Below are 19,606 nucleotides of genomic sequence, written 5' to 3'. Positions count from 1 at the left end.
CCCCGCCCAGGCTGTCAGCGCACCAGCGTGACGCCGGTCTTGGCCTGCAGCGCCTCGAAGCTCACCTCGGGCGCCAGCTCGACGACCTTCAGGCCTTCGGGCGTCACGTCCAGTACGGCCAGGTCGGTGATGATGCGGTCCACCACGCCCACGCCCGTCAGCGGCAGGGTGCATTCGGGCAGGATCTTCAGGTCCTCGGTGCCGTCCTTCTTCTTCGCGACGTGTTCCATCAGCACGATCACGCGCTTGACGCCCGCCACCAGGTCCATGGCGCCGCCCATGCCCTTGACCATCTTGCCGGGGATCATCCAGTTGGCGAGGTCGCCCTTTTCGCTGACCTGCATGGCGCCCAGGATCGAGAGGTTGATCTTGCCGCCACGGATCATGGCGAACGACTGGTCGCTGCCGAAGATGGACGAGCCGGGAATGGTCGTCACGGTCTGCTTGCCGGCGTTGATCAGGTCGGCATCCACCGCATCTTCCGTCGGAAAGGCGCCGATGCCGAGCATGCCGTTCTCGGACTGCAGCCACACTTCCTTGTCGCCGGTGTGGTTGGCCACCAGGGTCGGAATGCCGATGCCGAGGTTCACGTAGAAGCCGTCTTGCAGCTCTTGCGCCGCGCGTGCGGCCATCTGGTCTTGGGTCCAGGGCATGTCAGGCTCCTTCTTGTTTGTTGGCGGGCACCTTAGGCACCACGGGCAGTTCGGCTTCGGCGGCGGCCGCGGCCTGGGCGATGACGGCCTGGGCTTCCACCTTGGCGGCCACGGCGTCCACCGGGGCGGGGGCGCTCACGGTGCGCTTTTCGATGCGTTTCTCGGGCGTCGGGTTGTGCACGATGCGGTGCACGTAGATGCCGGGCAGGTGCACGTCGTCGGGCGCGATCTGCCCGGTCTCGACGATCTCCTCCACCTCAACGATGCAGACCTTGCCGGCGGTGGCGGCGGCCGGGTTGAAGTTGCGCGCAGTCAGGCGGAACTGCAGGTTGCCCGACTTGTCGGCCCGGTGCGCCTTGACCAGCGCCACGTCGGGCACCAGCGAGCGCTCCATCACGTAGGTCTCGCCGTCGAATTCACGCAGCTCCTTGCCCTCGGCCACCATGGTGCCCACACCGGTCTTGGTGAAGAAGGCCGGGATGCCCGCGCCACCGGCGCGCAGCTTCTCGGCCAGCGTGCCCTGGGGGGTGAATTCCAGTTCCAGCTCGCCCGCCAGGTACTGGCGCTCGAATTCCTTGTTCTCGCCCACGTACGACGAGATCATCTTCTTGATCTGCCGCGTCTCCAGCAGCTTGCCCAGGCCGAAGCCGTCCACGCCCGCGTTGTTGGAGATGACCGTAAGGCCCTTCACGCCGCTGTCGCGCAGCGCCTCGATCAGTGCCTCGGGAATGCCGCAGAGGCCGAAACCGCCGACGGCCAGCATCTGGCCGTCGGCCACGACGCCCTTCAGCGCCTCGTCCGCACTGGGAAAAATCTTGTTCACTGGAGACTCCTCATCAAGATGGTTGCACGTTACGATACTACGTAGTTCGTTACGTAGTTTTCCCTAAAGACTTTCATGGATATCGCCGACTACCGCCTCGCGTTCGACATGGCCCCGGTCGGCCTGGTCATCTCGCGCAACCGCACCATGGTCGATTGCAACCGCCATGTGTGCGAGATGTTCGGCGCCTCGCGGGAGGTGCTGATCGGCCAGTCCTTCCGCATTCTCTACCCCAGCGCCGACGAGTACGAGCGCCTGGGCCGGCGCATGGAGCCCATCCTGAACGCCAGGGGCCACTATGCCGACAACCGCATGATGAAGCGCGCGAACGGCGAGGTGTTCTGGTGCCATGTCTCGGGCCGCGCCCTGAACCGCGAGGCACCGCACGAATCGGGCATCTGGAGCTTCGAGGACCTGAGCGCCGAGCGCCCCGTCAAGGCCGAGCTGACGGGCCGCGAGCGCGAGGTGGCGGCGCGGCTGCTGGACGGCATGACCTCCAAGGAAATCGGCCGCGCCCTGGACATCAGCCACCGCACGGTGGAGATCTACCGCGCCCGGCTCATGCGCAAATACAACGCATCGACTGCGGCCGATCTGGTGCAAAAGCTGATGGCGGGCTGAAAGGAAGGCAATCGTGAAACCGCATATCCGCTACGAGTTCCACCACATGGGCATTCCCACGCAGGAGCCCCGTCCGCAGGAGCAGTTCAGCCAGGCCCCCGGCATGTTCACCTCCGACAATGGCGGGCGATTCCGCATCCAGTGGCATCGTTTCACGGCCGACTCTCCGCTGCATCCCCTCATCCGTACGGTGCCTCATCCGGCCTTCAAGGTCGATGACCTGCAGGCTGCGATCGAGGGAGAAACTCTGCTGCTGGAGCCCTACGAGCCCATCGACGGCTACCGGGTCGCCATCATCGACGACGGGGGCGTGCCGGTGGAGCTCATCGAAACGCAGCTGGACGACGCGGAGATCTGGCGACGGGCGCGCTCGGGAGAAGGCACCCTCTACCGGGACAGGCAGCTGTAGAAAGACAGGGCGGTAGCCAATCTGGCGCCGACCTGCCCTGGCGTCAATGCAGCTTGAGCCGCCCCGACACCCGCTGCTGCAGCAGCCGCGCCAGCGCCAGCACCACCGTCTTGCCCGTGCCCAGGATGGCGCGGTGGTGGTTCAGGTGCAGCGAGATGTACATCCACTTGGCGATCAGCCCTTCGACGAAGAAGTTGCGCCCGCCCAGGCCGCCCATGAGGTTGCCCACGCCCTTGTTGTCGCCCAGCGAAACCAGCGAGCCGAAGTCCTTGTAGACGAAGGGCTCGGTCACCTCGCGCTCGCGCAGCAGCGCGCCCAGCACGCCCGCCAGGTAGTCGGCCTGCTGGTGCGCAGCCTGGGCGCGGGCCGGCACGGCCTTGCCGTCCTCCCAGGGGCAGGCGGCGCAGTCGCCGAAGGCCAGCACGTCCGGCGCGGAGGTGCGCAGGCGGTTGTCCACGACGAACTGGTTCAGGCGGTTCACCTCCAGCCCCAGGCGCGCATTGCCCTCCGCCGCCTTGATGCCGGCCGCCCAGACGACCATGTCGGCCGGGATCTCGCCGGCCGGCGTGACCAGCGCGCCGCGCCGGATCTCCGTCACGCGGGTGCCGGTCAGCACGTTCACCTGCTTGCGGCGCAGCGCCACCTCGGCTTGCGCGGAGATCTTCTCGGGCAGCCCGCCGAGGATGCGGTCGCCGCCCTCGACCAGGGTGATGTCGAGCCGGAACCGCTGGCTGGTGCCCAGGCTCTCGAGCAGTTCGGCATAGGCTTCGAGCAGCTCGGCGGACAGCTCCACCCCCGTGGCCCCTGCCCCCACGATGGCGATCGACAGCGCCCGGCTGTCGGCGAACGAGGCGCGCGCGCAGGCGCCCAGCCAGTCGGTGTGGAAGCGCTGCGCGTCGCGCACGTTCTCCAGCAGGTAGGCATGCTCGATGCCCGGCGTGCCGAAGGCGTTGGAGCCGCTGCCGATGGCCAGCACCAGCCAGGTGTAGCTCACCGTGCGGCGCGGCACCAGGAGCTCGCCCTCGGCGTTGCGGATCTCGCCCAGCTCGATGGACTTGCGCGCCGTGTCCAGGCCCACCAGGTCGCCGATCGCGAAGCCGAAATGATTGCGCCGAGCCAGCACCGGGTACGACAGCCCTTCCTGGTGCGCATCCAGCGTGCCCGCGGCGACTTCGTGCAGTGTCGGCTTCCAGATGTGGAAGGGCGAGCGGTCCACCAGCAGCACGCGCTCGCGGCCCTGCCTGGCCCCCAGGCTGCGCCCGAGGCGCGCCGCCAGTTCCAGCCCCCCTGCCCCGCCGCCGACGATCACGATGTCTGAATGCATGAATGAATCTCCCTGTGCGCAATGGCCCCAGTTTATGCTGGTAAACCCTGATTCGCCTCGGCGGGGAGCCCCGTCCGCCGCATAAAAAAAAGCCCGCATGCAAGGCGGGCTCGGTGCCGACCGGCCGCCTGCGGCAGCGTACCGGACCGCGGTGCGCTCGCGTCAGCGCATCAACCCGGGGGGCAGCGGCATGGTCTTGCCGTTCAGGTTCAACTGGCCCGACTGCAGCTGCACGGTGCTGGTGACGAACTCGCCGTCCTGGCGCACGTAGCCGGAGGATTGCGCCATGCCGAGCATGGCGTCCACGTCGCGTTCGGTCGCCTGCGGCCGGCCCGTGGCATGCGCCAGCGGCAGCATCCAGGCCTTGGGCAGCCGTGCCGATGCCTGCAGCGCCGAGGTCTTCATCAGCGCCGGACCCCAGCCCGCCTGCGCCACTTCTGCTTCGGAAGGCGCACGCTGGACCTCGCCGCCGTACTGCAGCTCCCCGGTCTTGCCCTGGTAGGTCGCCTTCAGCTGCATCGAATAAGCCGGCAGGGCCTGCACCAGCCGGGGCGCGTTCTCCATCAGCACCGTCGTGCCCTGCTGCTCGATGGCGGCCACCGCGTTGGCGATGCCGCCGGCGCGGTAGCTGTCGAGCACCACGCGCTGGAAGCTGCGGATGGCTTCGATGCTGATGCGCTGGATCTTCTCTTCAGCGCTGAGCGCCTCGAAATCGATCGGCCCGACGCGGCCTGCCGCTTTCAGCTGGGTCGTCATGCCGAGCGTGCCGTTGGCGGCGTCGATGGCGTAGTTGCCCGCGACGTTCTTCACGTCCAGCAGCGGCTTGGCATCGCCGCCGGCCGCGGGCAGCATGCTGACGAAGGCGCGTTCCATGCGGAAGTCGCCCTTGCCCGGGCCGATGCCCCAGAGCCCATCGATGACGGTGACGTCGAAGCGGCCGTCCATGCCCTGCAGCTGGACGGAGGTGCGGTCCACAGGCTCGACGGCGGCGGTCTCGTCGTTGTCGTTTTCTTCTTCTGGCTCGCCCTCGGATTCGGCCAGCGCCGATTCGTCGGGAATGCCGGTCAGGCCGAACTCGGGCAGGCGGAAGCTGCCTTGCAGGTGCCGGCCGTCGCGGCTGATGGCCATGTCGTAGACCATCTCGTGCCAGCGCATGGCCATGCCCTCGCTGTCGCCCATCTCGCCGGCGGGCAGCTGAAAGTGCACGTCGTGGCTGCCCGTGAGGTGGTGCACGGTGGTGATGGTGGGCGCAAAGGCCTTGGCGAGGCGCGCCTGGGCGTCGGCATCCAGGCCCTCAAGGGCGAACCGCGAATCGATCACCGCGCCCGCGATCCGGGCGCCCGCCAGCGGGCCGTGGCGCACATCGCTCGCCACCACCAGGCGCAGAGGCTCGGGCGCGGGGCCGCCTTCCTCGTCCGGCGCGGGCGCCCACCGCAGCACCAGCCGCGCCTTCGACGAGAAAAAGCCCTTGTCGTAGTCGTTGGAGACGACGACATCGTCGCCCAGCGCCTTGCGCAACTCGGCCACGACCTCCTGGTAGTCGGCCTGCACGCGCTGCCCCACGTACCAGGTCGAGCCCCCATAAGCCACCACGGCCGCCGCCACCGCGCCGGCGACCGCCACTCCCACTCGCTTCTTGCTCATCGTCCAATCCCGTTGTCTGAAAATTCCGGGCCGCAGCGCGATCGGCGCCGCACATGCGGTCAGGGCCGGCAAGGTTATCAGCTTCGGCAACGGGACTCAGCGCACGACAAAAAGCCCGCTCCCTGTCGCCAGGGAGCGGGCCGGGGCGGCGTCGCGGCCCGGGGGCCGCGCATGCCAGGGGCGGTCAGCGCAGGTCGAAGCGGTCCAGGTCCATCACCTTGGCCCAGGCGGCGACGAAGTCGCGCACGAACTTCTCCTTGGCGTCGGCGCTGGCATAGACCTCGGCCACCGCGCGCAGCACCGCGTTGGAGCCGAACACCAGGTCGACCCGCGTGCCGGTCCACTTCTTCTCGCCCGTCTTGCGGTCGCGGCCTTCGAACACGTCGCCGGCTGGCTTCCACTCGGTGGACATGTCCAGCAGGTTGGCGAAGAAATCGTTGCTCAGCGCGCCCGGCGTGGCCGTGAACACACCGTGCGAGGAGCCGCCCACGTTGATGTTGATGGCGCGCAGGCCGCCGACCAGCACGGTCATCTCGGGCGCCGTCAGGGTCAGCAATTGCGCCTTGTCCAGCAGCAGCACCTCGGCCGGCACGCTGTAGCGCGCCTTGGCGTAGTTGCGGAAGCCATCGGCCACCGGCTCCAGCACGGAGAACGACTCCACGTCGGTCTGGTCCTGGCGGGCATCGGCACGGCCGGGGTTGAAAGGCACCGCCACCTCGACGCCCGCCGCCTTGGCGGCCTGCTCCACGCCGGCGGCGCCCGCCAGCACGATCAGGTCGGCCAGCGAGATGCGCTTGTCACCGTCGGCACCCTTGTTGAAGTCGCGCTGGATGCCTTCGAGCACCTGCAGCACGCGGGCCAGCTGCTCGGGCTGGTTCACGGCCCAGTCCTTCTGGGGTGCCAGGCGGATGCGCGCGCCGTTGGCGCCGCCGCGCTTGTCGGAGCCGCGGAAGGTGGAGGCCGAGGCCCAGGCCGTGCCGACCAGCTCCTGCACCGTAAGGCCCGAAGCCAGCACGCGTTGCTTGAGCGTGGCCACGTCGACAGCATCGATCAGGTCGTGCGTGACGGCCGGGATCGGGTCCTGCCAGATCAGCTCTTCCTTCGGCACCTCGGGGCCCAGATAGCGGGCGCGCGGGCCCATGTCGCGGTGGGTCAGCTTGAACCAGGCGCGGGCGAAGGCTTCGGCGAAGGCCTGCGGGTTCTCCAGGAAGCGGCGCGAGATCTTCTCGTAGGCCGGATCGAAGCGCAGCGACAGGTCGGTGGTGAGCATGGTCGGCACGCGCTTCTTGCTCGGGTCGTGCGCGTCAGGGATGGTCGCGGGCGCGTTCTTGGCCTGCCACTGGTGGGCGCCGGCCGGGCTCTTGGTGAGTTCCCATTCGAACTTGAACAGGTTCTCGAAGAACTCGTTGCCCCACTGCGCGGGCGTGCTGGTCCAGGTCACTTCCAGGCCGCTGGTGATGGCATCGCCGGCCTTGCCGGAGCCGAAGCTGCTGGCCCAGCCCAGGCCCTGGTGTTCCAGCCCGGCGGCCTCGGGCTCGGGGCCCACGTGGTCGGCCGGGCCGGCGCCATGGGTCTTGCCGAAGGTGTGGCCGCCGGCGATGAGTGCCACGGTTTCCTCGTCGTTCATCGCCATGCGGGCGAAGGTCTCGCGGATGTCGTGCGCGGCGGCCACCGGGTCGGGGTTGCCTTCAGGGCCTTCCGGGTTCACGTAGATCAGGCCCATCTGCACGGCGGCCAGGGGGTTTTCGAGCACTCGCTCCTTCTCGTGGCCGTGCATGGCGGGCTCGGCCACCAGGGTGCCGTCGCCCGGCTTGCCCTTGCCGTAGCGCGCATCGCCGCCCAGCCAGGTCGTCTCGCTGCCCCAATACACGTCCTGATCGGGTTCCCAGGTGTCTTCACGGCCGCCGGCAAAGCCGAAGGTGCGGAAACCCATGGTCTCCAGCGCCACGTTGCCGGTCAGCACCAGCAGGTCGGCCCAGGAGATCTTCTGGCCGTACTTCTGCTTGATGGGCCAGAGCAGGCGGCGGGACTTGTCGATGTTGACGTTGTCGGGCCAGCTGTTGAGGGGGGCGAACCGCTGCTGCCCGCGGCCCGCGCCGCCCCGGCCATCGCCCGTGCGGTAGGTGCCGGCCGCATGCCAGGACATGCGCACGAACTGCGGGCCGTAGTGGCCGAAGTCGGCCGGCCACCAGTCCTGCGAATCGGTCATCAGGGCGCGCAGGTCGCGCTTGAGCGCATCGTAGTCGAGCTTCTTGAATTCCTCGGCGTAATCGAACCCGCCGCCCAGCGGGTCGGACTTGGCCGAATGCTGGTTTAGCAGATCGACGCGCAACTGGTTGGGCCACCAGTCCTTGTTGATGGTCCCGCCGTTGGCGGCTGCGGCGTGGAAGGGGCACTTGCTGGCTTCTTGCGTCATGGGGCACTCCTGTTGACTGGAAAAACAGGCGAAATGCTACGCAAAGATTCCACTCGCCAGAATCAATTCACCAAATTTCCGTCATAGCTATTTTTGTCGCCGTCACGGTAAGGCGGGCAGCCCTTCGCCGCTGCCAGCCCAGAAGATCTGGTCTTTGCCGACCTCGACCGGGTGGTGGCCCGCGGCCTGCAGGCGGCCGTCCTGCCCGATGCGAAACACACTGAAGCCGGCGGGGTGGTGCGAGATGCCCTTTGGAGTGCGCTGTTCGCTCGCCTGCCGAATGGCAGCCACGAGCCACCGGCCGCCGTGCGCGATGGCGATGCAGCGGGCATGCAGCCCGTGCAGCGGCTCCACCTGGATCGGCACGGCCTGGCCGGTTTGCCGATCCAGCCGGAAGACCAAGACGCTGTTCTCCCCTCCCGCCCAGACGGTGCGGGCACCGTCCTGCACCACCGCGTGCGAACGGTTCACCGCATAGGCGAACTCCCCGCCAGGATGCAGTTCGATCGCCCCGGCCATTTGTGGCCGCTGGATGCGGTCCGGCTGCTGCAACATGCCAACCATGTGGGCAGGCTTGGTCCCGATGCGGCCCCCGGCGACAGGAAACACCGCCAGCGCGTTCTGCCGCTCCAGCACGGTGTACAGCCAGGGGGTGGTGGGATGGAAAACGCTGTTGCGTGGGCCGAAGCCGAAGCCGCCGGCCGGCGCGACGACCTGTACCAGCCGCGCCCGGCCCTGCCGGTCGATATGCAGGCACCTGATTGATCCAGGATTCTCAGCACGCCCCGCCGACGCATCGTCCCCCCGGCAGGTCAGCAGCACGGTGTCGCTGCCCGGCACGGGCAGCACCTGGTGGGGGAACCAGCCCACCAGCTCGTCCCCTTCGAATGGGCCCAGGCACTCGCCAACCCTGCCCGCTTGGTCCAAGGGGTGCATGGTCACCGCGGCCGGCTGGTTGTAGGCGATGAGCAGGCGGCGGCCGGCCGCATCGAGCGCCGCATGGATCGGCCGGTACGGCAACGCGGCAGGCGCTTCCAGCAGGCGCAGCCCGCCGTCCACGGCCACACGTGCCAGGCGGTGCATGTCTCCAGGCCGGCCCACGCCGCCATTGCTGCACACCACGTAGAGCAAGGCGCGCGCCCGCTCGAGACAGGCGTACTGCACGCCGCAGGGCATCGTCAGCCGGTCGATTTCGCGCATCTGACCGTTCACATCGAACGCATGGCGCACGAGGCTGTCGCCCGTCGCGGAGAAAAAGGATTCGGCAGAAAACATGGGTCCGGACTCCACTGCGGCCGTGCCCGCATCCCCTGGACGCCAGGCGCCGGGCGAGCGTTGGTGGACGGGAGTCCAGCCGCAGGGTAATGATCGCGTACCCTCTTCCATCGCGGCAACGCGTTACGCATTGCGTAACGGCAACGCCTTCAGGCAAGGGTGCCCGCCTGGCCCGCGCTACCATCGCCCCATGTCCAGGCCCGCGCCGAAACGGCCGCCTACCCGTACCGCACCGCCCGCCAGCACGCCCGCAGGCACGCCCATGCGCCCACTGCTTCAGCCAGGCGACGGCGAGCCCCCGGAGCTCACCCGCGACCATGTGCAGGCGGTCCACCGCGCGGTGGGCCTGCTCACCGCCTTTCATGGCGACGAGCAGTTCCTGTCGCTGGCCGAATTGGCCCGGCGCACGGGCATGCACAAGCCCACGGCGCTGCGGCTGGCGCGCACGCTGGCGCTGTCGCGCTTGCTGGTGCAGCGCGACGACGGAGCCTGGCGGCTGGGCCCGGCGGCGGGGTGGATCGGCTCGCGGTATCAGGCGCTGTTCGATGCTGAGTCCGCCATCGAACCCATATTGCGAAGGCTTTCGGTACTCACCGGGGAAAGCGCCTCGTTCTACGTGCATGAAGGCAATCTGCGCAGTTGCCTCATGCGGTTCGACGGCCCCGACGCACGGCCCGACCATCCGCGATCGGGCGAGTTGCTGCCGCTCGAGCTGGGCGCGCCAGGGCACGTGATCCTGGCCGCGCTCGGCCAGCCGGGTGAGCTGTACGAGCGCATCCGCCGCCGGGGCTACCACTACGCACGTGCCGAGCGCAGCACGGGAGCGGCCAGCGTGGCCGCGGCGGTGCGCGGCGCGCAGGGCCTGGTACTGGGCGCCGTCAGCACTTCGGGCCCGGTGGAACGTCTCACGGCCGCCGTGCTGCGCGCGCATGCGCCACACACCGTGGCTGCGGCGAGGCAGCTGGGCGCGGCGCTCGGCGGCATGCCCTCCACCGCGCTGCGAGCCACCTGGCACCCGTGACGGCATCCGTGATGGCAGGCGGCGCCTGAGCTGCTGCCGCACAAACTCCTATCGGCACCCCGCATGGCGGGGCACTTTCACCACGCAGGGCACCAGCCCCACCGCCGGCGCCTGCCTGACTTGGCCGTTACGCCATGCGTAACGCGTTGCCCGCACCTGCGCCGGGGATTTCCAATGGAACCCAGCCCTGCGGCGACGCAGGCTCTGCAACCCCTGGACCTCAGCCCCCTTCATGACCTCCCCGCTTCCACGCCCGCAGCTCGGGCCCGCGCCGAATGCCCGCGCACACCTGCCACGGCGCCTGCGCGGCATCCTGTCGCTGGGCGACTTCGAGGCCGCCGCCCGGCGCACGCTGCCCCGGCCGATCTTCGGCTACCTGCAGGGCGGCGTGGAAGACAACGTGACGCTCGAGGCCAACCGTGCCGCCTTCCGGCAGTGGCTGCTGCGCACCCAGGTGCTGGTGGACGTCTCCCAGCGCAGCCAGGCGACCACGCTGATGGGCGAAAGCTACCGCGCGCCGTTCGGCATCTCGCCCATGGGCCTGTGCGCGCTCTTCGCGTTCGAAGGCGATCTGGTGCTGGCCAGGGCGGCCGAGGCCGCGGGCATTCCCTTCGTGCTGAGCGGCGCATCGCTCACCCGGCTGGAGGAAGTGGCCCGCGCGGCGCCCACCTGCGGCTGGTTTCAGGCCTACATCCCCGGCGAGCCGGCACACATCGAGGGGCTGGTGCAGCGCGTCGCCGAGGCAGGCTTTCGCACGCTGGTCGTGACGGTGGACACGGCCGCGCTGGCCAACCGCGAGAACAACGTGCGTGTGGGCTTTTCCACCCCGCTGCGCCCGAGCCCCCGGCTGGCCTGGGACGGGCTACTGCGTCCGCGATGGCTGGCAGGCACGCTGGCCCGCACGCTGCTTCAGCGCGGCATGCCGCACTTCGAAAACGCCGGCGCCCAGCGCGGGGTTCCCATCATCTCGCGCAGCGTGGTGCGCCAGTTCGGCCTGCGCGACCACCTGCACTGGGGCCATCTGGCGCTGGTCCGCAGGCTGTGGAAGGGCCGGCTGGTCGTTAAGGGAATCATCGCGGCAGAGGACGTGGAACGCGCCGGGCAGGCCGGGGCGGACGGCGTGATCCTCTCCAACCACGGCGGCCGGCAGCTCGACGGCACGGCGCCGCCGTTGCGCATGCTGCCAGAGGCCGCCCGGGTCAAGGGTGGCATGGCACTGATGCTCGACAGCGGCGTGCGCCGCGGCACCGATGTGCTGAAGGCCCTGGCCCTGGGCGCCGACCATGTGTTCGTCGGCCGCCCGATGGCCTACGCCGCCGCCGTGGGTGGCCAGGCGGGCGTGGCGCACGCCATCGGCCTGCTGCAGGACGAGATCCACCGTGACATGGCGCTCCTGGGCGTGCCATCGCTCGCCGACCTGTCCGCCGCCCAGCTCATCCCGGCCGACTCCATCGCCCCCCGTTCCCACCCCGCACCACAAAGGAGACTTCCATGAACCCATGCATCACCCGCCGGCGCACCCTGGCCGCCGCGCTGGCCGCCCCGTTCGCCCTGTCGCTCACCTCGCTGCGCCCCGCCTGGGCGCAGGACGGCTACCCCGCCCGCCCGGTCAAGGTGATCGTGCCCTTCGTGCCCGGCGGCAACGCCGACAGCACCGCGCGGATCTTCGCCGAAGCCTACGGCCAGCGCCTGGGCCAGCCCTTCGTGATCGACAACCGCGGCGGCGCCGGCGGCATGATCGGCGCGCTGCAGATGGTGCGCTCCGAGCCCGACGGCTACAACCTGATGATGGGCACCACCGCGCCCATCGTTTCCAGCTGGCAGATGGCGGACAAGGCGCCCTACGGCATCAAGGACATGAAGCCCGTGGCCTTGCTCACGCTGGTGCCGGGCGTCCTGGTGGTGAATGCCGCCTCGCCATGGAAGACGTACCAGGAGTTCGTCGCCCACGCCAAGGCCCATGCCGGCGATGTACGAATCGGCCATCCGGGCAACGGGACGGCTGGGCACGTCAACATCCTGCAGATCCAGAAGGCGCTGGGCACGCCCTTCGTGATTGCCGGCTACAAGGGCGCCGGGCCCGCCGTGCAAGACCTGCTGGGCAAGCAGCTCGACGCCGTGGCAACCGACCTGCCTTCGACCCTGCAGCTGGTCAAGGGCGGCAAGCTGCGGGCGCTGGCGGTGGTCTTTCCCCAGCGGGCGCCGTCGCTGCCCGACGTTCCCACCATGGCCGAGGCCCGCCAGCCGGAGGTGGACATCGCTCCCTTCACCGCGGTCATGGCGCCACGCGGCACGCCGCAGGCCGTCGTCGACAGGCTCGTGGCCGCCAACGACGCCGTGCTCGCGGACGCTGCCACACGCAAGCGGGTGGAGGACATCGGCGGCGTGCCGACGCGGATGGCGCCTGCGGATTTCGACCGGTTCCTGGCACGCCAGGTCGCGACCTATGCGGCGCTCGTGCAGTCCGGACTGCTGACGGCCGAGTGAGCCTGCGCCCGATGCGCGGGCCTCGGGCCTCGGGCCGTCAGCGGCCCTGCGCGCGCAGCAGTGCATCCAGCCGCGGGTAGACGCGGCGCGCATTGCGCTCGAACAGCAGGCTCCGCTGCGCATCGGAAACGCCCTGCACCGCGTCGACATAACGCCGGGTGTCGTCGAAGTGAAAGCCCGTCTCGGGGTCCACGCCCTTGACGGCGCCGAAGATCTCCGAGGCGAAGAGCACGTTGTCCGGCGGAACGACCTTGAGCAGCAGGTCGATGCCCGGCTGGTGATAGACGCAGGTGTCGAAGAACACATTGCCCAGCAAGGCCTCCATCGGCGGGCGGCCCAGTTGCTGGGCCAGCCCGCGGTAGCGGCCCCAGTGATAGGGCACGGCGCCACCGCCATGGGGGATCACGAACCGCAGGGTCGGAAAGTCCTTGAACAGGTCCGAGAGCACGAACTGCATGAACACAGCGGTGTCGCCATTCAGGTAGTGGGCGCCGGTGTGGTGGAAGTTGGGGTTGCACGAGCAGCTCACATGCACCATGCCGGGCACGTCCAGCTCCACCATCTTCTCGTAGAGCGGGTACCAGTAGCGGTCCGTCATCGGCGGGTCGGTCCAGTACCCGTCGGACGGATCGGGGTTGATGTTGCAGCCCACGAAACCCAATCCGTTCACGCACCGCTCCAGTTCCGCCATGCACTCCGCCATGCCCGAGCGTGGAGACTGCGGCAACTGGCAGACGCCGGCGAACTCGCGCGGGTACAGGCGGGTGACCCGGTGGATCAGATCGTTGCAGGCCTGGGTCCAGTGGCGGCTGGTCACCGCGTTGCCGACGTGGTGCGCCATGGCGCCAGCCATGGGCGAGAAGATCGTCAGGTCCACGCCACGCAGGCGCTGCGTGGCGATCTGGTGGGGCTCCAGGCTGGCGCGGATCTCGTCGTCGCTGATGCGCACGTCGGGGCTCAGCGCGGGTGCGCCGGGCTCGGCCAGCAGCGCGACCTGCCGTGCGCGGTAGTCGTTCAGCGCCTTGGGCGCGGTGGTGTAGTGGCCGTGGCAGTCGATGATCATGGCGGTCCGTTCGTTGTTGCGGCTGCCACGTCAGTTGAGCTCGATGCCCGACTCGCGGATCACCTTGTCCCATTCGGCCGATTCCCTGCGGGTGCGTTCGGCCAGCTGGGGCGCCGTGCTGATCTGCAGGTCGACGCCCTGCGCGCGCAGGCGCTCGTCGAAGGCCTTGTCGGTGGCCAGCTTCGCCAGGGCCGCGCCGAGCCGCTCGACCACCGCGGCCGGCAGTTGCGGGGGGCCGTAGATGCCGTACCAGGTAGCGTATTCGAAGCCGGGCACGCCGGCGTCCTTGATGACCGGAATGCCCTGGTACGCCGGCGACGAGGAGGGCGCCGTGACCCCCACCACCCGGATCGCGCCTTTGTCGATCATGCCCTTCATCGAGGGCAGGCTGCTGAACATGGCCTGGACCTGCCCCGAGGCCAGGTCGGTCATGGCCTGCGATGTGCCCTTGTAGGGCACGTGGCGCACGTCCACGCCCGCCGAGCGCCTGAACAGTTCCGTGCCGAGATGGGCCAGGCCACCCACGCCTGCCGACGCGAAATTGACCTCGCCCGGGTGGGCCTTGGCATAGGCCGTCAGCTCCCCGACCGTGCGCACGGGCAGCTTGCTGGTCACCACCAGCACGTGCGGGCTGGTGGTGACCATGCCCACCGGCGACAGTTGCGTGAGTACGTCCACGCGGGTCTTGCTCAGCAGCGGCTGGATCACCACGTTCCCCGACGCCGCGAACAGCAGCGTGTAGCCATCCGCCGCGGCGCGGGACACGGCGTTGAGCGCCGGCACGCCCGCGCCCCCGCCCTGGTTCTCCACGATGAAGGACTGCCCCAGGTCCTTGCCCAGCGACTGGGCCAGTTCCCGGGCGATGACATCGGCCGGCCCGCCGGCGGCAAAGGGCACGACCATGCGGATGGGTTTGGAGGGGTAGGCGGAAGGCTGGGCAAATGCCGCCGGAGCGGCCAGGGCCGCGCAGAGGCCCATCGCCGTGCCGATCAGGGCACGCATCTGCGTCATGTTCATGGTATGTCTCCTGCTGTGGCGGCCCGGGAAAGCGCTCGATCACGCTCTGGCCCGGGGCCGTCGCAGGATGGTAGGGAGACGGCCCGTGCGTGCGAAGCGCGTTACGGCAGGCGTAACGCCGCCCAGGTCAGGGGTGCCAGGTGGTGCGCAACGCGGCGACCGACACGCCGCCCAGCGCCCATGAGATCTGCGCGGCCGCGCGCACCACGGCGGGCGCGCTCGCCATCAGCAGCGCGTCGGTCAGCCGGCCGATGGGCCCGGAGATGCTCACCGAGCCCAACACCGAGCGCTGGGCGCCGAACACCGCCGCCGACACGCTGGCGGCTGCCGGGCTGCGCTCGCCACGCGTGATGCCGTAGCCTTCGCGGCGAATGCGGTCGTACCCCTCGCCGGGCTCGCCCAAGGCCGCCAGGATCACCCGCCCGGCAGAGCCACGGTCCAGCGGCAGCAGCTCGCCAGGCCGCACGTGGTGGCGAATGCCGCGCGGCCCCTCGCAACGCAGCAGGCAGCTGCGGATGCTGCCTTCGTAGACGTGGAACGACGCGCTCTCGCCCGTCGCGGCCGACAGGGCCTGCAACTGGGGCTCGATGAGCACGCCCACGTCGAACTGGGCCTGATAGCAGGCCCCGATCGCTCCCGCGCTGGGCCCCAGGCGCCACGCCCCGTCTTCCCGTTGCACCAGAAAGCCTTCCGCGGCCAAAGTGCGCGCCAGGCGCAGCACCGTGGGCTTGTGCATGCCCGTGCGGCGGCCCAGTTCCGCCAGCGACAGAAAGGCCTCGCCGCCCGAGAACGCCTTGAGCACGGCCAGGGCGCGGGCCACCGACTGCACTGGCTCACCCGCCTGCGCCGCTGGAGCGGGCGGTACGGGAGCGCCCCTGCCGGCCATGGTCAGCGCTGGGCCAGGCGATGGAGCGGCAGGCCAGCCGCGTCCATGGTGGCGTGCAGGATGCGGCCGTGCGTGGAATCGGTCACGAACAGCGTGCGCCGCCCTTCCCCGCCGAATGCGAGGTTGGTGGTGGAACTGCCTGGCATGCCGCGCAGCACCTGCTCGGGCTCGGCGCGGGCGTTGAGCACCCAGACCACGCCCAGCCCCGGGTTGGCCACCAGCAGGCGCCCCTGCGCGTCGACGGCCAGGCCGTCCGGGCCGCTCGGGCCGTACGACGTGAAGAACTGGCTCACCTTGGCCACGCTGCCGTCGGGCAGCAGCGGCACACGCCACACGCAGTTGCCGCGGGTGACGGCCAGATACAGCACGCGACCGTCGGGCGACAGCGCCACCCCGTTGGGGCTGGGCACGTTGTGCAGCACCAGATCGAGCTGACCGTTGGGCCGCAGGCGATAGAGCCGCCCGCTCGGGTCGTGCAGGCCGCTCTGGCCCTGGTCGGTGAAGTAGAGGTTGCCGTCGGCGTCGAAGACGAGGTCGTTCACGCCCTTGAAGCGCTCGCTGTTGCGGCGCTGCAGGTACGGCGAGACCTGGCCCGTGGCCACGTCGAGCCGCATCAACCCGTTCTTGTAGTCGGTGATGAGCAGCGTGCCGGCATCCATGAACTTCAGGCCGTTGGGCTCGCCGTCGTATTCCGCCACCAGGCTCCAGGCGCCCTGGGGGTCGATGCGGAAGATGCGGCCCCAGGGGATGTCGCTCACATAGAGGTTGTCCGCGCCGTCGAACACCGGGCCCTCGAGGAACGAGTCGGTGACGGTGCCGCCCCGGTTGGCGTCGGCCCAGTCGCTGCGCTCGGGGCGGCGCAGCGCGTCGGGCATGGTGGAAAAAACGTCCAGTTCGCGGACCAGCGGAGGTTGCAGCAGATACATCGCGGCGATTCTTTCTTCTTGGCTTCAAGTGGCTGGCGGAAAGCCGTACAGCCGGGCCGGGTTGTCCACCAGGATGCGCGCCATGGCGGCATCCGATCCCGCCCAGGCGCGCAGCAGGTTCACCAGATCGGCGTCGTTCACCGTGCCCGGCTTCTCGGTGGTGTGGGGCCAGTCGCTGCCCCACACCAGCCGCTCGGGCGCCGCCGCTACCAGCGACCGACCCAGCGGCAGCGTGTCCGCATAGCCCTGGCCCTGCACCGTGGAGCGCATGTAGGCGCCCGAGAGCTTGACCCAGGTATTGCCCGCATCCAGCAACTGGCGCAGCACGCCATACGCCGGCGCGGCCGCGCCCTCGGCCGGCTCGATCAGGCCCAGGTGATCGATGACCAGCGGCACAGGCAGTGTCTGCAGCAGCGGCGCGAACTCCATGATCTGCTCAGGCCGGGCGAACAGCTGGATATGCCAGTCCACGCCGCCTGGTTGGCGCGCGACCTTGTCCGCGAGCGTGGCCATCATCTGTGGCGGGGTCGCACCCCACGACTGCGGCGACACGAAGTTCACCCGCAGCCCGCGGACACGGCGAGCCGCCAGCCGGGACAGCTCCGCTTCGGCCACTCCCGGCCCCACCACCGCCACGCCGCGTGCCTGGTCGCCCAGCTGGTCCAGCGTGTCGAGCGTGCAGGCGTTGTCGGTGCCGTAGGTGGAGGGCGTCACCACCACCGCGCGCGACGTGCCCACCCGCTGCTGCAACTGGCGATAGGCCGCCACCGGCGCATGGGGCGGCGTGCGCGGCCAGTGCGGCGACGGCGCGAAACGCCGGTCGAAGATGTGCATGTGGCTGTCGCACGCCAGCGCCGGCAGCGCGCTCGCAGGGCGATTCAGCCCCACGGAATGGGGCACGGGTTCGGAGAGGTCGGGCAGATGCATGGTGTCTCGCGTCGATGTGGGGGCCGGGCCGGGCCGGGCCGGACCGGGCATAGGGCGCGCACGGGCTCCGGTTCAGTCCAGCTTGATGTTGCCCTTCTTCACCACCTCGCCCCACTTGGCGTCTTCCTTCTTCAGGAAGGCCGCGAACTCCGCTGGCGTGGAGCCGATGGGCTGGGCGCCCAGGTCGGTCAGCCGCTGGCGCACCTCGTCTTCCTTGAGCACCTCGACCAGCGCCTGCTGCAACTGGGCAGCGATGGGCGCCGGTGTTCCGGCGAGCAGGAACACGCCGTTCCACTCGTAGGCCTCGTAGCCGGGGATCACCGTCTCGGCCACCGTGGGCACCTCGGGCAGCCGCTTGGAGCGTTCCGGCGCGGAAACGGCCAGGGCGCGCAGCTTGCCGCCGGTCACCAGCGGGTAGGAGGCCGCCACCGTGCTGAACATGAAGTCCACCTGCCCGCCCATCACGTCAGCGATGGCTGGGCCGCCGCTCTTGTAGGGCACATGCACCATGTCCAGCTGCAGCTGCTGGCGAAAGAGCTCCGAGGCCAGGCGCTGCACCGTGCCGCTGCCGCCGGAGGCGAAGTTCAGCTTGCCCGGCTGCGCCTTGGCCCGCGCGATCAGATCGTTCACGTTCTTGAAGGGCGAGTCGGCCTTCACGATCAGGATGTTGGGCGCCAGCAGCACCAGCGACAGCGGCTGCAGCGCCTTGGCCGCGTACGGCATCTTGGGAAACAGGTGCGGGTTGATGGAGTAAGGCGTGGCGTCGTAGAGCATGGTGTAGCCGTCGGCCGGGGCCTTGGCGACGAAGCTGGCGCCGATGGTGCCGCTCGCGCCCGGCTTGTTGTCCACGATCACGCTGCCGCCCAGCTTGGCGCCCATGCGCGTGGCGACCACGCGGGCGACGGCATCGGCCGCCCCGCCCGGCGCATAGGGCACGACGATGGTGATGGGCCGCTCGGGAAAGGCAGCCTGGGCGAGGCCGGCGGCCAGGGCGACGGCGGCGACGAGGGGTTTGATGAAGCGGTGCATGGTGTCTCCTGGTTTTGAACCGATGAAAGAGCGAAAGAGGCGTCCGGCGCCGTCGCGGCGGACTTCGAGCGGCAGCCTGCGGCTACTCCGCCTTCAGATCCAGATCGCGGGCGATCTGCGTGTAGGTGGCGACTTCGCGCGCCACCTGCGCGGCGAAAGGCTGGCCGCAGGTGGAATCGGCGTCCAGCCCCAGGCCGCGCAGCCTGGCAGCGGCGTCCGCGCTCTGGGCGAATTCGCGGGCCACTTTTTCCAGCTGCTGCGCGATGGGCTCGGGCAGGCCGGCGGGCGCCAGCACGCCGTACCAGGCGTCGGCGGAATAGTTGCCGCCGCCCGATTCCGCGAACGTGGCCACCTCGGGCAGCAGCGGCGAGCGCTTGGGCGAGGCGACGGCCAGCGCCGTGAGCTTGCCGCTCTTGATCTGCGGCAGCACCGAGCCCAGCGTGGCGAACGAGCTGTCGAGCTGGCCGCCCATCAGGTCGGACACCACGGGCGCTGCGCCCTTGTAGGGCACGTGGTTGAGCTTCAGGCCGTTGGCGCGCGCGAACATCTCCGTGGCGAAATGGCCCGAGCTGCCCACGCCGGCCGTGCCGGCAGTGACGCGGCCGGGCTCCTGCCGGGCGCGGGCCAGGTAGTCGGCCAGCGATTTGACCGGCAGGCCCTGCCCCACCACCAGCACCGTCGGACTGGTGGCCACGGTGCACAGCGGCCGGAAGGACTGCACCGCATCGAACTTGACCCGGCCGCCGTAAAGCGCGGGGATCATCGTGTGGTTGGTGGCGCCGAACAGCAGGGTGTAGCCGTCGGCCGGGGCGCTGGCCACGGCCTGCGCGGCCAGGATGGTGTTGGCGCCGGGCTTGTTGTCGATGACGAACGGCTGGCCCAGCACGCGGCTGGCATGGTCGGCGAACGCGCGGGCGACCACGTCGGTCGGGCCGCCGGCGGCAAAGCCCACCACCAGCTTGACCGGCTTGGCGGGGTAGCTGGGCGCCTGGGCGAAGGCGCTGGCAGATGCTATCAAAAAAGTAGCTGCAAGCGCTGATTTCATCAGCGCGGGGCGCACTTTTGGCTTGAAATGAAGAGGCATG

General features: G+C 69.6%; 18 protein-coding genes. 5 read left to right on the top strand and 13 right to left on the bottom strand.

Going from position 1 to position 19,606, the window contains the following annotated elements; translation table 11 throughout:
- Nucleotides 1–14: 14 nt before the first annotated feature.
- Both ABWV53_RS14680 and ABWV53_RS14675 read right to left on the bottom strand, forming a co-directional pair.
- The gene (locus ABWV53_RS14680; RefSeq protein WP_353366878.1) at nucleotides 15–653 is read right to left on the bottom strand and encodes a 3-oxoacid CoA-transferase subunit B; all 639 of its coding nucleotides are present in this window, start codon (nucleotides 651–653) and stop codon (nucleotides 15–17) included.
- A gap of 1 nt (nucleotide 654) precedes the next feature.
- On the bottom strand, nucleotides 655–1,476 hold the full coding sequence (locus tag ABWV53_RS14675) for a CoA transferase subunit A (protein ID WP_353366877.1): 822 nt from the start codon (nucleotides 1,474–1,476) through the stop codon (nucleotides 655–657).
- Between the two features lie 75 nt (nucleotides 1,477–1,551).
- Here ABWV53_RS14675 and ABWV53_RS14670 point away from each other — a divergent pair, with 75 nt between their 5' ends.
- The gene (locus ABWV53_RS14670) at nucleotides 1,552–2,097 is read left to right on the top strand and encodes a LuxR C-terminal-related transcriptional regulator (protein WP_353366876.1); all 546 of its coding nucleotides are present in this window, start codon (nucleotides 1,552–1,554) and stop codon (nucleotides 2,095–2,097) included.
- Nucleotides 2,098–2,110: 13 nt separating this feature from the next.
- A complete protein-coding gene (locus tag ABWV53_RS14665) occupies nucleotides 2,111–2,506 on the top strand; it encodes a VOC family protein (RefSeq protein WP_353366875.1) in 396 nt (131 codons plus the stop codon).
- 43 nt (nucleotides 2,507–2,549) lie between these two features.
- Here ABWV53_RS14665 and ABWV53_RS14660 read toward each other — a convergent pair whose 3' ends face one another.
- The 4 genes from ABWV53_RS14660 to ABWV53_RS14645 form a co-directional block, all read right to left on the bottom strand.
- Complete coding sequence (locus ABWV53_RS14660; RefSeq protein ID WP_353366874.1) at nucleotides 2,550–3,830, bottom strand: NAD(P)/FAD-dependent oxidoreductase; 1,281 nt, start codon at nucleotides 3,828–3,830, stop codon at nucleotides 2,550–2,552.
- 162 nt (nucleotides 3,831–3,992) lie between these two features.
- Nucleotides 3,993–5,474 (bottom strand): YdgA family protein, encoded by a 1,482-nt coding sequence (locus ABWV53_RS14655; protein WP_353366873.1) that lies wholly within the window; start codon nucleotides 5,472–5,474, stop codon nucleotides 3,993–3,995.
- Between the two features lie 184 nt (nucleotides 5,475–5,658).
- Nucleotides 5,659–7,890: a catalase/peroxidase HPI gene (gene katG, locus ABWV53_RS14650; protein WP_353366872.1), complete on the bottom strand. Its 2,232-nt coding sequence runs from the start codon at nucleotides 7,888–7,890 to the stop codon at nucleotides 5,659–5,661.
- A gap of 102 nt (nucleotides 7,891–7,992) precedes the next feature.
- Nucleotides 7,993–9,165, bottom strand: coding sequence for a lactonase family protein (locus ABWV53_RS14645; protein WP_353366871.1), 1,173 nt, complete (start codon nucleotides 9,163–9,165; stop codon nucleotides 7,993–7,995).
- Nucleotides 9,166–9,427: 262 nt separating this feature from the next.
- Between ABWV53_RS14645 and ABWV53_RS14640 the strand changes: the two genes are divergently transcribed.
- The 3 genes from ABWV53_RS14640 to ABWV53_RS14630 all read left to right on the top strand — a co-directional run bounded on the left by ABWV53_RS14640 (nucleotide 9,428) and on the right by ABWV53_RS14630 (nucleotide 12,673).
- Nucleotides 9,428–10,186, top strand: coding sequence for an IclR family transcriptional regulator (locus ABWV53_RS14640; RefSeq protein WP_353366870.1), 759 nt, complete (start codon nucleotides 9,428–9,430; stop codon nucleotides 10,184–10,186).
- A gap of 232 nt (nucleotides 10,187–10,418) precedes the next feature.
- A complete protein-coding gene (locus ABWV53_RS14635) occupies nucleotides 10,419–11,681 on the top strand; it encodes an alpha-hydroxy acid oxidase (protein WP_353366869.1) in 1,263 nt (420 codons plus the stop codon).
- Complete coding sequence (locus ABWV53_RS14630) at nucleotides 11,678–12,673, top strand: tripartite tricarboxylate transporter substrate binding protein (protein WP_353366868.1); 996 nt, start codon at nucleotides 11,678–11,680, stop codon at nucleotides 12,671–12,673. The genes ABWV53_RS14635 and ABWV53_RS14630 overlap by 4 nt, the downstream gene beginning before the upstream one ends.
- 37 nt (nucleotides 12,674–12,710) lie before the next feature.
- Here ABWV53_RS14630 and ABWV53_RS14625 read toward each other — a convergent pair whose 3' ends face one another.
- The 7 genes from ABWV53_RS14625 to ABWV53_RS14595 all read right to left on the bottom strand — a co-directional run bounded on the left by ABWV53_RS14625 (nucleotide 12,711) and on the right by ABWV53_RS14595 (nucleotide 19,605).
- Nucleotides 12,711–13,736, bottom strand: a complete 1,026-nt coding sequence (locus tag ABWV53_RS14625; protein WP_353366867.1) for an amidohydrolase family protein — start codon at nucleotides 13,734–13,736, stop codon at nucleotides 12,711–12,713.
- Nucleotides 13,737–13,766: 30 nt separating this feature from the next.
- Nucleotides 13,767–14,753, bottom strand: coding sequence for a Bug family tripartite tricarboxylate transporter substrate binding protein (locus ABWV53_RS14620; RefSeq protein WP_353366866.1), 987 nt, complete (start codon nucleotides 14,751–14,753; stop codon nucleotides 13,767–13,769).
- A gap of 127 nt (nucleotides 14,754–14,880) precedes the next feature.
- On the bottom strand, nucleotides 14,881–15,639 hold the full coding sequence (locus ABWV53_RS14615; protein WP_353366865.1) for an IclR family transcriptional regulator: 759 nt from the start codon (nucleotides 15,637–15,639) through the stop codon (nucleotides 14,881–14,883).
- A 2-nt stretch (nucleotides 15,640–15,641) separates the two neighbouring features.
- Nucleotides 15,642–16,565: an SMP-30/gluconolactonase/LRE family protein gene (locus ABWV53_RS14610; RefSeq protein ID WP_353366864.1), complete on the bottom strand. Its 924-nt coding sequence runs from the start codon at nucleotides 16,563–16,565 to the stop codon at nucleotides 15,642–15,644.
- 24 nt (nucleotides 16,566–16,589) lie between these two features.
- Nucleotides 16,590–17,492 (bottom strand): amidohydrolase family protein, encoded by a 903-nt coding sequence (locus ABWV53_RS14605; protein WP_353366863.1) that lies wholly within the window; start codon nucleotides 17,490–17,492, stop codon nucleotides 16,590–16,592.
- A gap of 72 nt (nucleotides 17,493–17,564) precedes the next feature.
- Nucleotides 17,565–18,521 carry a tripartite tricarboxylate transporter substrate binding protein gene (locus ABWV53_RS14600; RefSeq protein ID WP_353366862.1) on the bottom strand — a complete coding sequence of 319 codons (957 nt, stop codon included), beginning with the start codon at nucleotides 18,519–18,521 and terminating at the stop codon, nucleotides 17,565–17,567.
- 82 nt (nucleotides 18,522–18,603) lie between these two features.
- A complete protein-coding gene (locus ABWV53_RS14595) occupies nucleotides 18,604–19,605 on the bottom strand; it encodes a Bug family tripartite tricarboxylate transporter substrate binding protein (protein WP_353366861.1) in 1,002 nt (333 codons plus the stop codon).
- Between the last annotated feature and the right edge of the window lies 1 nt (nucleotide 19,606).

Source organism: Acidovorax sp. FG27 (genome assembly GCF_040365715.1).
In the GTDB taxonomy this organism is placed as follows: domain Bacteria; phylum Pseudomonadota; class Gammaproteobacteria; order Burkholderiales; family Burkholderiaceae_C; genus Paracidovorax.
Note: the sequence above shows the minus strand (reverse complement) of the source record. Positions and strands in the feature narration are given on the sequence as shown.

Bases quoted from the DNA above. Each gene is read 5' to 3' on its own strand.
- ABWV53_RS14680 (WP_353366878.1), bottom strand. From the start codon at position 653: ATGCCCTGGACCCAAGACCAGATGGCCGCACGCGCGGCGCAAGAGCTG.
- ABWV53_RS14670 (WP_353366876.1), top strand. From the start codon at position 1,552: ATGGATATCGCCGACTACCGCCTCGCGTTCGACATGGCCCCGGTCGGC.
- ABWV53_RS14660 (WP_353366874.1), bottom strand. From the start codon at position 3,830: ATGCATTCAGACATCGTGATCGTCGGCGGCGGGGCAGGGGGGCTGGAA.
- ABWV53_RS14655 (WP_353366873.1), bottom strand. From the start codon at position 5,474: ATGAGCAAGAAGCGAGTGGGAGTGGCGGTCGCCGGCGCGGTGGCGGCG.
- katG (WP_353366872.1), bottom strand. From the start codon at position 7,890: ATGACGCAAGAAGCCAGCAAGTGCCCCTTCCACGCCGCAGCCGCCAAC.
- ABWV53_RS14645 (WP_353366871.1), bottom strand. From the start codon at position 9,165: ATGTTTTCTGCCGAATCCTTTTTCTCCGCGACGGGCGACAGCCTCGTG.
- ABWV53_RS14640 (WP_353366870.1), top strand. From the start codon at position 9,428: ATGCGCCCACTGCTTCAGCCAGGCGACGGCGAGCCCCCGGAGCTCACC.
- ABWV53_RS14635 (WP_353366869.1), top strand. From the start codon at position 10,419: ATGACCTCCCCGCTTCCACGCCCGCAGCTCGGGCCCGCGCCGAATGCC.
- ABWV53_RS14630 (WP_353366868.1), top strand. From the start codon at position 11,678: ATGAACCCATGCATCACCCGCCGGCGCACCCTGGCCGCCGCGCTGGCC.
- ABWV53_RS14625 (WP_353366867.1), bottom strand. From the start codon at position 13,736: ATGATCATCGACTGCCACGGCCACTACACCACCGCGCCCAAGGCGCTG.
- ABWV53_RS14620 (WP_353366866.1), bottom strand. From the start codon at position 14,753: ATGAACATGACGCAGATGCGTGCCCTGATCGGCACGGCGATGGGCCTC.
- ABWV53_RS14615 (WP_353366865.1), bottom strand. From the start codon at position 15,639: ATGGCCGGCAGGGGCGCTCCCGTACCGCCCGCTCCAGCGGCGCAGGCG.
- ABWV53_RS14610 (WP_353366864.1), bottom strand. From the start codon at position 16,565: ATGTATCTGCTGCAACCTCCGCTGGTCCGCGAACTGGACGTTTTTTCC.
- ABWV53_RS14605 (WP_353366863.1), bottom strand. From the start codon at position 17,492: ATGCATCTGCCCGACCTCTCCGAACCCGTGCCCCATTCCGTGGGGCTG.
- ABWV53_RS14600 (WP_353366862.1), bottom strand. From the start codon at position 18,521: ATGCACCGCTTCATCAAACCCCTCGTCGCCGCCGTCGCCCTGGCCGCC.
- ABWV53_RS14595 (WP_353366861.1), bottom strand. From the start codon at position 19,605: ATGCCTCTTCATTTCAAGCCAAAAGTGCGCCCCGCGCTGATGAAATCA.